Here is a 12,888-nt window from a genome sequence, read left to right as displayed (position 1 = left end):
TGGGCTGCTGATTTTATCACCCAGTCAGTTTAAAAGATGTTGGTAATGACAAGCTCTTAAAAGGGTGGGATTGAAACAAGGACGCTTTATACCTTGTTGCACTCTCCACTCGGTATAATTATTTCTTTTAAAGTGGGCTTTATACCCACAACTAAAGTTTTTGTTAATACTTCTTTCCTTCTGCCCCCTGCCTTCGTACTTCTGCCTTTCTTTGTAAGCGAAGCGGAAAGCGAGTCTACGTACTCTGTAAGAGTTGCAAGCTACGCTTTTAGCGTCTCGTAGAGAGCGTCTTAATTCAGAAGAGCTGAATTCTTCTTCAACAGCCCTGAAATCAGAACTGATGATTTTTGGTTTTGACTCGCTGATACAGTTCTTCCATTGTTTCAATAAAGGATGCATCATTGTGCCAGAAATCAGGAAAATCCCCTTGTTTCTTAATCAAAATTGCACAGATACTACTTGGAGTCGCCACTTCAATAGTTTGTGGTAATCGCTTTGTGCCTAACCAAAATTCTCTGGCATTTGGCATTTGGTTAAGAGATTGCTTTTCTAGCTTAGTGTACAGCGAATTAGAAAGTTCTAAAGGAATTTTCTTAGTATTCAATTCTGACAAGAGAGCTTTTCCCAAAGGAGAATCAGCTAGTTTGGCTTGAAGTTCTGCTTTCGATAATCCCCGTAATTCAAATAATAACCAGGGATTATTATCTAATTGAGAAGCCACTAAGTAGTAAACTCCAGCAATGTGCTTACAGAGATTAGCATAATCTGGGCAAGAGCATTTAGTTTTGAAATCCTTACTACTATGGGGCAATAAATGTAGTCCCAAATTAGAAAAAGTATCTTCAATATTTTCTGGGACTTCATTTAGCAGCAATCGAGAAATGATACTGGCTTTAGAAGAAAGCTTTTGGATAGCTTCATGACAACGGGTTTTAGCAATAGGTGTAATCTGAATCTCTATATTATAAGTTGGTTCTTTGTAAACTCCAAAATAGGGATTAACTGAGCCTCTGACTTTGGCAGTAATTTTATTTAAGTCAATCTCAAAGCTTTTGACTTTACCACCGCTAGCATAAGACCGTCCTCTTTTGAGTCGGTTATCATCTGTAAAAGCTTCTAGTGCTTGAATAAAGCGATCGCCCCACCAAGTTCGACTAAATTTCGCCATGATATCTACTCCAAAATTGCACTCTTATTCAATGAAATCAACCGCTTAAAGGCTTCATTATCTAATTCAGTGAGCCAAGATTCATCGCTACCAACAACAGCATTAGAAAGTTTTTTCTTATCTTCAATCATTTGGTCAATTCTCTCTTCTAGAGTTCCAATAGCAACAAATTTATGCACAAAGACATTCTTTTTTTGACCAATACGGAAAGCACGGTCAGTTGCTTGGTCTTCAACTGCTGGGTTCCACCAACGGTCAAAGTGAAAGACATGGTTGGCTTTCGTGAGGGTGATACCTACGCCCCCTGCTTTCAAGGAAAGGATAAAAACCGATGGTTCTGTATTTGGGTCTTGAAATTCGGTAATCATTTGTTCTCGACGTGAACGACGGCAGTATTTGTTGTTAGTGGGTTATGCTGACGAGGATAAAAGCAAGATTCAATTAGAGAATCAGCAATTTGTTTGTCAAAAGCGGCTGTAGATGGGGTGTGAGTCACTAAATCGCCAAGTACATATTCAGAAAAGTGACGCAATAGACTTACACACTATAGAGGCAGCAGTCCTATACTTCCCTTACAACTCAAAATCAAGAGTGAAGGTTTGGTCATCAGAATCCTCTTGGTTTTCGATAATAGATGGCTCTTGAGTCATTGAAGTAAGTTTGTTATCTTCAGTATTATTCGGCGTGAAAGCTACTTGTTGTGTGGGAAATGCACCCTTTCTGAAAGCAAAATAACAATCAATGATAAAGTAAAGTGTCTCCAGGTAACTTTTACCTAGTTGCTGTGATTCGGCAAATATCCGCTCACGGTAGCTATCTTTGATCCGAACTTTTTCTGGGGTTAAGTCAAGTTTGTCTGCCATTGCGATCACTTAAGAGATGTAGTAGTTGGATTCTTGCTGGTGATGGCTTTTGCCATCTCTAAAAGCCCAGAGACATTGGCTTCTACCGGATTGTCCAGGATTTTGAAGCCGTTTTTCTCCAACAGCTTCTTAAATCCAGGTAAGAGGCAGCCTCCACCTATCGCCCAGATTTCATCCCCTTGGTGCTTGGCATCAAGTGTCAGATTCACCACTTTCTTCAAGTATTTTTCATACCAATCTTTTAAACAAGCGGTGTATATATCTTTGATATCGATGTCACGGCTGTATCTGGTATGTCCCATTTCCAGACAAAATCGGATCTTGGAAGCATCCCCAATTTTTCCTCCATTTAGATGTTTCATTTTTTGGGAGATATCATCGATGAGAACTTCCACACCGATGGGGTAGGCGGTGTGAACTTCTCGTTGACCCCGGTTGTAACGAGAATATAGGGTTGTTCCATTCCCAAAGTCTAAAATGGTTAATTTTTTGGGTAGTGGATGCCCAAATAACGCACCCATACCCTCTAGTACAACTTTCAGGACTTCTACTTTCACATCTGATTGTTTGCCAGCAAGTATTGGCTGATATTCTCCATTGAGTACTTTTTGTAGTTCTTCAGCCAGACCAACGTCATGTAAGCTGACAACTAATTTTAAGTGCCAAGCTTTACGGTGTGGGAGATGTGCCAATGCACCCAATAAAATCAGCAACGCATTATTGACTTTATTTTCATTATTGTCTGTGTTGCGGTCAAAATAATTTCCTGTCCGGTAAGCTGATTCTCCGACTGTGTAAGCACTACCGTTAAAAACTACCCGTCCAGGTACATCTTCCATTTCGGCATTGGTTATATAGCTGGGGACACGAACTACTTCAAAGCCATCGACTAAAAGTTTGAGGCTTCCGTAACCGTTATCGAAACCCGCAGGAAAAATTTTTTGTAAGGTGTGAATGTTAGACATAAAGACAAAGGTAATACACTTTGATTTGTGAAATTTATCCGTTCAGATAATTTTGGGTAGCAGGGGAGACAAAAATAAAATAACTACCCCTTTTTGATTTAGAACCAAGAGTTTATCATAACCCCTTGGGGGCTAAATGGGGTATAAAATGTCAGTCAGTCAAATATACCCTATATAGCACCTATATACACCCTATATAGGGGTCAAAATATTCCCAAAGTCTTGAACTATTGTTGGGGTATATATAGCCCCCATGTAGCCCCCAGTAGGAATTTTTGAAATCTTTTATATCAATGCAGTAAAAATTAATTTAGATCATCGTTGATCCTTTAATGAAATTCAAAATACTGTTAGGAAGAATAAGAATAATTTTGAATTAATTATCCTTCAAGGTCATTACACCTACTGATTCAAAGAATCAAGGGGCTACAAGACGCGATGCTCGAAGACTTGCTAACGCGGAAAGCGAGTCCACGAGCGTCTTGTCTTTAATTTTGAATTCCTCGTTTGCGTAGTGTCTCGCAGAGAATGGGTTGACAGCTTGATTTATACTTTAGTGTTAATCTTTTGTTGAAAAGCAATTCAGTTTTGATCTTTAACTTCTTGCTGACTACGTAACGAGTGCGTTATCACTTGCTTACAGGTTCAGCTTTCTCAACTGAATTATCATTTACACCCAAAGTCAATTCCAAAGGAGTTCTTTGGGGGTAAGCTTTTACTACTTGCCGATAAACATCATAGTTAGTAGGTAGTGTTTGCTGAGTATTACCCACTCCATAAGTCAGTTTGTACTTTACATTTTTCACCAATTCAGGTTTTCCAGCCTCTTCTTGAGGTCTTTTGCGTTGTTCAACTTCATCAACACTTGGTCGCGGCGGTAAAGTCGGCCACCATAGCCCTCGATCATCCGGGCCGATAACTGCTCCTGACGGTTTTACTCCATTCCGATTCAGCATCGAAGTAGTAGCAAAGGTTTCAATGCGTGGCTGTGGTTGACTAGTTAGATCATTGGCATACTTGACTTGCCAGGTGTAACTGGTGAGTGCAGTAGCTTCATACTGTTCAACAGTAGTAGTGCTGCAACTAGTTAATGTTATTGCCATTAGTGCAGTTATTATTGAGGGTAAAATTTTCAACTTTTGCATTATCAATCGTAAATATCTCTTACTATCACTCTTGAAGAGGGAATGTGCCATCATTGCTGCCAAGGACAAGGAATCGCTGTTGTCAAAATCACTTCTCCTGTTTTTAATCTGATACCAGTCTGCTCACAGTTGGGGTATTGGACTTTCACCTTAATCAGTGAAGGATGTTCTTTATATTCTCCCATTACTAGCTCTTTTGTAAATTCGTACTTTTATTCCCTGTTGGTAGTACCAAAAAAGCATTTATCTTAGGGTGTGTCATCAATTAGATGTCAATAAAGTATAAAATCAATAGCCGAGCGCGAGTTGAGTCATCAGAGGAGTGCTAAAATGACGCGCCGCTATGCTTTGCGGGATGACCAGTGGGAACGTATTAAAGACCTACTACCAGGGCGAAAACAGACGGTCGGAGTAACTGCTAAAGATAATCGATTGTTTGTTGAAGCAGTGTTGTATCGATACCGAGCAGGCATTCCCTGGCGGGATTTACCCAAACGATTTGGCGATTTTCGAGTAGTTCATACTCGTTTCAGTCGATGGGCAAAGCGCGGAGTGTGGCAAAGGGTGTTTGAGGCGTTAGCCGACGATGCAGACAACGAATATGCAATGATTGACTCGACGATTGTACGTGCCCACCAGCATAGTGCTGGGGCAAAGGGGGGGATGCATTTAGCGAAGCAATTGGTCGTAGCAAGGGTGGATTGAGTACCAAGATTCACGCCCTAGTGGATGCCTTGGGTAATCCTATTGGCTTTTACCTGACTCCTGGACAAACATGTGACCTTGATGGAGCTGATGTCTTGCTTAACGAGCTTGCTACTGATACACTCCTAGCTGACAAAGCATAGGATGCTGATGAACGCATAATTGAGCGACTTGAACAACAGGGCAAAACGGCAGTTATTCCGCCCAAGCGCAACCGTATTGTTAAGCGTGAGTATGATCGAGACTTGTACAAAGCACGACATCTAATTGAGAATTTCTTTGCTCAACTTAAGCAATATCGAGCGATCGCAACACGTTACGATAAACGGGCAAGGAACTTTCTGGGTGCAATTTATCTTGCTGCTGCCGTTATCTGGCTTAATTGATGACACGCCCTAGATATATTTCATCAGATATAGGCTGGAAATATTTGTTGTACTGTTGTATTTTCAAGCAAGATTACCCATGCAATTTCTCGTGTGTCGGGAGTACAAATCATTGGCGCTGGGGAAATAAAAAGTGCAATACTGGTAGCGTGCATAAGTTATCAGAAGCAGATTCGGATTTTTTTGATACTGGCAGAAGTTAGTCGCCTTTTAGTCGTGTATCTGCATCTAAGACAATTGCTTCTAGTTCATCTACTTTCTCTGCTGCCACCAAATACAATCCGCGTTCGCCATATTCAAATGATAGATAACTTGTGTACTCTTGCTACAGGCAACTTCTAGGCAGTATGGAATGAAAAGTAATCTTTCAACCTCTAAGAGTTGTATTCCCCCTAATCAAGCGCTACAATCTGCCTGTATTAGAAGTACTTTTTGCGATAACTGCAATTTATCAAAGTGAGCCAAACCCGGATTATTGCACTATTTAACCAAAGTGGTGGGGTTGCCAAGACAACACTTACTCAAAATCTGGGCTACCACCTTGCACTTAAAAAACGTCGTGTTTTGCTTGTGGATATGGACCCACAGGCATCTCTCACTACATTTATGGGACTCGAACCAGACGAATTGAGTATCAGTATTCAACAAACAATAGTTGATAACAGACCATTACCTATCTATCCTGAACCGATTCATAGTATGGCGCTTGTCCCTGCTGACATTAATCTTGCCGCTAGTGAGATGCAACTTAGTAGTGCGATCGCTAGAGAATACCGCCTAAAAAATGGACTCTTGAATGTGCAAGATAATTACGACTTCATTCTCATCGACTGTCCACCTTCTTTAGGGTTACTTAGTATCATCAGCCTGACTGCTGCTACTCACATTCTCGTTCCTATCCAATGTCAATTTAAGTCATTTAAGGGAACTGAACTTTTACTCAGTACGATCACCCAAGTCCGCAGTCATACCAACCCCAGATTGCAATTTGGTGGATTTGTTCCTACAATGTTCGATGGTCGGACTGCCCAGGAATCGCGTACACTTAAAGCTGTACAAGAACAACTATCAGAGATAGCTCCTGTATACCCACCAATCCCAAAAACTATTGCCTTTGCCGATGCTTCTGAGCGCCGAGTTCCACTAGCATTATTTGATAAAAACCATCCAGCCGTGGATGTACTCAAAAAAATTGTTAATAGCATAGATAAACTTGAATTAAAACTGTGAGTAGCAAACGTAACGAACCTTACGCTGCAATCAAAAAGCCTGTCGATCTGCTGTTTGGCACTGTAACTGGGTCACAATCTGATGATCAAGCCAGCGCTACTAACACAATTGCAATTGCCAAAATTAAGCTACCTTCCTCACAGCCAAGGCGCTATTTCGATGAGCAGAAACTTGAAGAACTATCACATTCAATCAAAGAATTGGGTATTCTCGAACCTCTGTTAGTGCGTCCGCTCTCTGAGGGCGATTATGAATTAGTAGCCGGAGAACGACGCTACAAAGCAGCATTGATGGCTCTTTTAACTGAGGTTCCTGTAGTAGTCCGCATAATGGATGATGCGACTACGTACCAAGTGCGCCTCGTTGAAAACCTGCAACGCGAAGACCTCAATCCACTAGAAGAGACTGAAGGTATCCTTGAACTATTGGCATTTCGGTTGTCAATCAGTACCTCAGAAACCGTCAAACTGCTTCAAAAAATGGAAAACGAAGCTAAAGGAAAAATTACCCGTAACGTTACGGGTAATTCTCAAACTCTACTTGTTGAGGAAATATTTACAGCGTTAGGAGGCATGAAGTGGGATTCATTTGTTCGCAATCGCTTGCCTTTACTCAATCTCCCTCAAGATGTGCTTTCAGTATTGCGTTCGGGAAAAATTGAGTACACTAAAGCAAGGGCAATCGCTAGGGTGAAAAATGAAAAAACAAGAATTCAACTACTAGAAGACGCGATCGCCTACAATCTCTCATTGAGCGAAATTAAGCGGAAGATTCCAGAAATTGAGCAGAAGCCGGAATCAGAGTCTCGTACTCAAACAGAGTCAACATCTCTGAAAGACCGTGTTGAGGACACACTCCGCCGTTTTAAGCAGTCCAAGGTATGGGATGATCCGAAAAAAAAAGCAAAGCTAGAGAAGTTGTTGGCTCAGTTGGATGTATTGATGAAAAATGACTTCACAAATTGATAAAAATGAATTAGCTAAAACTGAAAAAAAATTTGATTTCATACCACTAATATTTGGGGGATTGACTGTGACTTTATATCAAGTAGTTGAGTAAAATGTTGCAGTGTGAAAACAATATGCCTTATTGAGAATAGGTGAAAACAGAGCTTCAGCTCGAACAATCAGAAATCAAGGGTTTCGAGGATTTCTTATCTCGAACTTCTAATACCGGGCACCTCAGTTAGTATTTATGTACTATAATTAACTGACTTCCAATATTATAATAATGTGCGGCCTCTTCTAACAGGCAATGTCCACTCCCCCTAATCTTTCCCCTCAACAAGTAAGCGCCTTTCCTCAACACGAAACAATCACCGGAGTAGTAGAACGCCTAACTTTTTACTCTGCTGAATCGGGTTACACTGTGGCAAGGCTGACCCGTCCCCGTAGCACCGAACTGACAACAATTGTCGGCAGCTTTGCTAAGATTCAGCCAGGTCAAACTCTACAGCTAACTGGTTTCTGGCGTGACCATCCACAATTTGGCCCCCAGTTCCAAGTAGTCAACTACAAAGAAACCAAACCAGCCACTCTCACCGGAATTGAGAAATATTTGGGCAGTGGACTGATCAAAGGTGTTGGCCCAGTCACAGCAAGACGCATTGTTGCCCACTTTGGTTTAGAAACCCTGGACATTATCGAAAACCAAATTGACCGGCTCATTGAAGTTCAAGGCATTGCCAAAAAGCGGATTAAGTTAATTAAAAATGCCTGGGAGACACAGAAAGCCATAAAAGAAGTGATGGTGTTTCTCCAAGGGCATGGCGTTTCTACCACTTATGCTGTGAAGATTTACAAGCAATATAAGGATGAAGCAATTGCCACTGTTACCAAAAACCCCTATCAGTTAGCAGCCGACATTTACGGGATTGGTTTTCTAACTGCTGACAAGATTGCACGGAATATCGGAATTGCGCCTGACTCAGAATTTCGTTACCGTGCGGGGATTATGCACTGTCTAAGTGTTGCTGCCGAAGATGGTCACTGTTACCTGCCACAAAGCGAACTGATTGAGTCGGTAATCAAACTGCTGACAACCGAATCTCATCAGCCCACAGAAGAAGCGGTTGCGATGATTATTAAAGATATGGCTCTTGCAGATGACCTGATTAGAGAGCGGGATGAAGAGAAAACACTACTTTGCTACAAGCCAACTTACTTCCATACGGAACAGAATTTAGCTCAACTGATACGCCAACGCTTAGAAAAGCCTGTTGATACTGACATTGAGCGCGTGCGTGATTGGATTGACCGCTTTACTGTTAGCCGGAAAATTCAGCTTTCAGAACAGCAACGCCGAGCTGTAGAAACAGCAGCCTACTCCAAGATCATGATCCTCACTGGTGGCCCTGGGGTTGGAAAGACCTTTACTACCCACACCATTGTTAGCCTGTGGAAAGCAATGGGTAAATCTATTGCTCTTGCTGCACCAACTGGACGGGCTGCTCAACGCTTAGGTGAAATGACTGGACTTGAAGCAAAAACTATACATCGCTTGTTGGAATTTGACCCGCGCTCAAGGGGTTTCAAGCGCGATAGCGAAAATCCTTTACCCCACACGGCAATTATCGCTGATGAAGCTTCGATGCTTGATTTATTTCTGGCTTACTCCTTGGTTAAAGCAGTATTGGCTGGCGCTCTATTGTTGTTAGTGGGTGACATTGACCAGTTACCATCTGTAGGGCCAGGTCAAATACTAGCTGACTTGATCAATTCGGGGCGAGTTCCGGTGGTGCGTTTAACCCAGGTATTTCGCCAAGCCCAAACAAGTGCAATTATCACTGCTGCCCACCAAATTAATAGAGGAATTTATCCGACAATAGAGCCAATAAGAGATAATCCTGTGTCTGATTGTCTTTGGCACGGCGGCGGTCATCAGCCTGAACATGGAGTACAAGCAATCTGTGAATTGATCGCTGATTTCATTCCCCGCTTAGGTTTTAATCCGGCTACTGATGTCCAAGTGCTTTGCCCGATGACACGGGGAGTAATCGGGACTCGTAACCTGAACACAGTATTGCAGCAATTGATCAACCCACCCAGCCCTAACAAGGTGGAGATTAATAGAGGTGGGAATTTATTACGCGAGGGCGATCGGATCATCCAGCTAACCAACGACTACAACCGAGAAGTCTTCAACGGTGACTTAGGAATTATCCTCGCTATTGATACTGTTGAGCAAGAGGTTACAGTGCAATATGGTGAGCGGACTGTGGTTTACGATTACGCTGACCTGAATGAAATTGCGCTAGCGTTTAGTATCTCAGTCCACAAGTCCCAAGGGGGAGAGTTTCCCGTGGTTATATTTCCTCTTTTCATGCAACATTACATGATGTTAACGCGGAATTTGTTTTACACAGGACTGACCCGTGCGAGGAAGTTGGTAATTGTAGTGGGTTCCAAGAAAGCGATATCCCTGGCTGTGCGAACTACAGATGATCAGCATCGTTACACCAGATTGTGGCAGAGGTTGTTGCAGCCGATGCCTTTGTAGGCTGAATTTCCCTCTTCTACAAGCCCTGGAGTTTGATGAGCGATCGCTGCATTCGCCAACAACAGAACCAACCTCGCACGATAGAACCAGAATGCGTGCGATCTACTGAGCCATGTTTCTCCATCACCTCTTACTCTTGCCCGTGTTGCAGGAACATTACTGGTCTACCGAGTCACGGACACAGAACCGGAAGAGCTTGAGTGGTTCAGCACCCAAGTAAAACAATGTCTGGACGAAGAAGAAGTTGAGGAGTTGATTGAATCCATACATCGCACGGATGCTTTGTAATCTTTCTCGTAATTGTTGCAATACCAATTGGCTAATTAAGTTTTCAAACAATTCAAGCTGACTCAATCACTGACGACGTTTAGTGTGACGTTCATAATCCTCAAAACGAATCTTAGCGATCGTACTTCGAGAAAAAGTTCTGGCAACAATACCCTCGCCTCGACCACCAGCACCCTCATCCAGAGCTAATAAGGTTTTTGGCAACATCTGCTTGAGAAACTCATAAGTTTCTTCAATACTTACGGGCAATGCCTCAACAGTTGCAAGTCGCGGTGTTAGTTCAAATCCAAAATCAATAGATGCTTTCTTGAGTTGGTCTTCATCTAGAAATGTTTGCCCACCATTGTCTCGCCATGATGCTAATTGTTGTACGGACTTCGTAAACAGCATGGTAATATCAGTGATCACCGCAACATCAAATAGCCGCCAACCAATACTTTGCTGTGCTGTATATTGCTTACTGGCAGCCGTGACTTTGCCACCGTACAGTTCAAGATAGACAACAATAATATTATGCTCTGACTGCGGCAGTAAATCTGCAACACTATGAAGGGCTTCTACAATTCCCAGTGCCGGATTACCAATGAGATCACCTTTAGCAAAAAGCAATTCTTCCCTACTGCCTAGAACATAGTTACCATCGGGCAAAATAATAATGCGAGAGTTAGTACCATCTACTTTTTCAGTTAAGATAACCTCTCCATTGAAACTAACGAACTTATCAAGCAATACCCCTCTATCACCTAACGCATGATATGTTGGGATACTAGGATATTTGGTCATGGAGTTGAGCTTGTTTAAATCACAACTTCGTACCGAAAAATCATCACTCATAAAAAACCTTACAGACTTTGGAAACTCTCAGCTTGTATTTAATAGTATAAATACTACAATTGTAGTATTTAAAAGCAACTTCGCCTTGCTGCTGATGTTTTTATGATGAAGGCACTGACTTTATCAAGTTCAGCAACGGCAAAGAAATACTGGTAGAGACTGCTTGGCGTTGGGAGTGGGAACGAGCGCTGCAATATGCAAGAGTTGAGTTCGCTACTTCTGCCAAGCCTTCACTGTGGAAGCTTGCCCAAGAAATGCGATCGCTGAACACACAAACTTCAACAGAAATATTGTGTTACAGTTCGTAAAAGCTGATACTGAAGCTGTATGTAACATAACCCCTCGCTTTTATAATCCTAGCTATGCCCCAAGACTTCTCTCACCAGAATCTCAGAGGTCGTTCGTTTAAGGGTCAAGACCTTGCAGGGGCAAACTTTAGCGGCGCAGATATCCGAAGTACAGATTTTACTGGTGCAAACCTAATAGGCGCAAACTTTAGTCATGCCAAAGCTGGGCTGGAAAAGCGTTGGGGTATTTACTTACCGATTGCCTTATTCTTATTTGTGGGACTATTAGGGGTTTTTTCATATATAACCCACATTCCGCAGGTGCGATCGCAAAATGCTGTATTTTTGAAGCATGAGTATTTCAGCATCACAAATCAAAGTACAAGATATAGATCACTTAGGCATAGTGGCAGGGATGATAGATGAAATAGGGTTGGTTGAAGAAATCAACAAACTGCTTGGAACCCATCCCCAAGAAATAATCAGCGCAGGTCAGGTGGTCAAAGCAATGATTATCAATGGCTTAGGCTTTGTCAGTGCGCCATTATATCTATTTGAGAAATTTTTTGAAGGGATTGCGACCGAACATTTATTGGGAGAGGGGATACAACCAGAACATTTGAACGATGACCGCTTGGGCAGAGTTTTAGACAAACTGTATGATGCAGGATTAACGGAAATTTTCATCCGAGTCGCCCTATCAGCAGCAGATAAATTTGGAGTGAAAATGGACAGCTTGCACTTGGACTCTAGTTCATTTCACGTACATGGAGATTATGAAACTGGAGCTTTGGATGAAGCATCAGCAGAATCAGGATTAATTACAATTACACATGGTTATTCCAGAGATAATCGACCGGATTTGAAACAATTTATTCTCGACTTGATGTGCACCTGCGATGGAGATATACCCTTATATTTAAGAGTTGCAGATGGAAATGAAGTCGATTCAGCCATGTTTGGAAAACTCATTGCTGACTTCCAGAAACAATGGCAAATAGACGCTTTATTTGTGGCGGATGCAGCCCTTTACACGAAAGAAAATTTGCAGATGATGCTCTCATTAAGATGGGTGTCTCGAGTTCCTGCTACCCTAACTGCTGCCAAAGAACTGTTAGAGAATATCAGTATTGATGCATTTATACCAACTAAAATTCCCGGATATCGTATTGCCCCATGTTGTCATGACTATGGTAGTGTACGACAACGATGGTTGGTGGTAGAAAGTGAAGCCCGTAAGGAATCTGACTTAAAACAACTGGAAAAACGTCTCACAAAAAAATCTACCCAGGCACAATCCCAACTGCGAAAATCGTGTCAACAAAAATTTGCATGTACCCTAGATGCACTCACAGCAGCCAAGCTACTTGAGAGTCAATTGCCATTTCATCAACTTGCAAATATTGAAGTTATTGAACATACCCAACACCAGGGACGTGGTAGACCTCGCAAGGATTCTCAACCCAGGGTAAGCTCATCTAAATTGGTATAGTATGAACTTGACAAAAGAAACAAGATA

12 protein-coding genes and 3 pseudogenes are annotated in these 12,888 nt (G+C 42.0%); 6 read left to right on the top strand and 9 right to left on the bottom strand.

Annotation, left to right across the window (positions count from 1 at the left end; translation table 11 throughout):
- Positions 1-331 precede the first annotated feature (331 nt).
- From RM368_RS36405 to RM368_RS36380, 6 genes and pseudogenes are all read right to left on the bottom strand, one after another.
- Positions 332-1,168: an SWIM zinc finger family protein gene (locus tag RM368_RS36405; protein ID WP_322698562.1), complete on the bottom strand. Its 837-nt coding sequence runs from the start codon at positions 1,166-1,168 to the stop codon at positions 332-334.
- A gap of 5 nt (positions 1,169-1,173) precedes the next feature.
- A pseudogene (locus RM368_RS36400) lies at positions 1,174-1,554 on the bottom strand (helicase-related protein); the annotation flags it as partial.
- Between the two features lie 186 nt (positions 1,555-1,740).
- Complete coding sequence (locus tag RM368_RS36395; protein WP_322698537.1) at positions 1,741-2,031, bottom strand: hypothetical protein; 291 nt, start codon at positions 2,029-2,031, stop codon at positions 1,741-1,743.
- A 5-nt stretch (positions 2,032-2,036) separates the two neighbouring features.
- Positions 2,037-2,996 (bottom strand): ParM/StbA family protein, encoded by a 960-nt coding sequence (locus RM368_RS36390; RefSeq protein ID WP_322698561.1) that lies wholly within the window; start codon positions 2,994-2,996, stop codon positions 2,037-2,039.
- 629 nt (positions 2,997-3,625) lie between these two features.
- The gene (locus tag RM368_RS36385; protein ID WP_322698560.1) at positions 3,626-4,141 is read right to left on the bottom strand and encodes a hypothetical protein; all 516 of its coding nucleotides are present in this window, start codon (positions 4,139-4,141) and stop codon (positions 3,626-3,628) included.
- Between the two features lie 50 nt (positions 4,142-4,191).
- The gene (locus RM368_RS36380; RefSeq protein WP_322698559.1) at positions 4,192-4,326 is read right to left on the bottom strand and encodes a hypothetical protein; all 135 of its coding nucleotides are present in this window, start codon (positions 4,324-4,326) and stop codon (positions 4,192-4,194) included.
- A gap of 145 nt (positions 4,327-4,471) precedes the next feature.
- Between RM368_RS36380 and RM368_RS36375 the strand changes: the two are divergent.
- The 4 genes and pseudogenes from RM368_RS36375 (at position 4,472) to RM368_RS36360 (ending at position 9,960) form a co-directional block, all read left to right on the top strand.
- Positions 4,472-5,232 (top strand): annotated as a pseudogene (locus RM368_RS36375) (IS5 family transposase).
- Positions 5,233-5,688: 456 nt separating this feature from the next.
- Positions 5,689-6,462, top strand: coding sequence for a ParA family protein (locus RM368_RS36370; protein ID WP_322698558.1), 774 nt, complete (start codon positions 5,689-5,691; stop codon positions 6,460-6,462).
- Positions 6,459-7,427: a ParB/RepB/Spo0J family partition protein gene (locus RM368_RS36365; RefSeq protein WP_322698557.1), complete on the top strand. Its 969-nt coding sequence runs from the start codon at positions 6,459-6,461 to the stop codon at positions 7,425-7,427. The genes RM368_RS36370 and RM368_RS36365 overlap by 4 nt, the downstream gene beginning before the upstream one ends.
- A 289-nt stretch (positions 7,428-7,716) precedes the next feature.
- Positions 7,717-9,960: an ATP-dependent RecD-like DNA helicase gene (locus RM368_RS36360; RefSeq protein WP_322698556.1), complete on the top strand. Its 2,244-nt coding sequence runs from the start codon at positions 7,717-7,719 to the stop codon at positions 9,958-9,960.
- 156 nt (positions 9,961-10,116) lie between these two features.
- On the opposite strand, the gene RM368_RS36355 is transcribed toward RM368_RS36360, so the two are convergent.
- From RM368_RS36355 to RM368_RS36345, 3 genes are all read right to left on the bottom strand, one after another.
- Positions 10,117-10,314 (bottom strand): hypothetical protein, encoded by a 198-nt coding sequence (locus RM368_RS36355; protein ID WP_322698555.1) that lies wholly within the window; start codon positions 10,312-10,314, stop codon positions 10,117-10,119.
- A complete protein-coding gene (locus tag RM368_RS36350) occupies positions 10,315-11,082 on the bottom strand; it encodes an RNA ligase family protein (RefSeq protein ID WP_322698554.1) in 768 nt (255 codons plus the stop codon). It lies immediately after the preceding gene.
- A 100-nt stretch (positions 11,083-11,182) separates the two neighbouring features.
- Entirely contained in the window at positions 11,183-11,353 is a 171-nt protein-coding gene (locus RM368_RS36345; protein WP_322698553.1) for a hypothetical protein, read from the bottom strand.
- Positions 11,354-11,444: 91 nt separating this feature from the next.
- On the opposite strand from RM368_RS36345, the gene RM368_RS38950 reads away from it, so the two are divergent.
- Entirely contained in the window at positions 11,445-11,795 is a 351-nt protein-coding gene (locus tag RM368_RS38950; protein ID WP_416212290.1) for a pentapeptide repeat-containing protein, read from the top strand.
- A pseudogene (locus RM368_RS36335) lies at positions 11,722-12,843 on the top strand (IS1634 family transposase); the annotation flags it as partial. The gene RM368_RS38950 and the pseudogene RM368_RS36335, both read left to right, overlap by 74 nt.
- Positions 12,844-12,888 lie beyond the last annotated feature (45 nt).

The sequence above is a fragment of the Nostoc sp. DedSLP03 genome, assembly GCF_034530815.1.
Classification (GTDB): domain Bacteria; phylum Cyanobacteriota; class Cyanobacteriia; order Cyanobacteriales; family Nostocaceae; genus Nostoc.
This window is presented reverse-complemented; position numbering and strand designations above follow the sequence as displayed.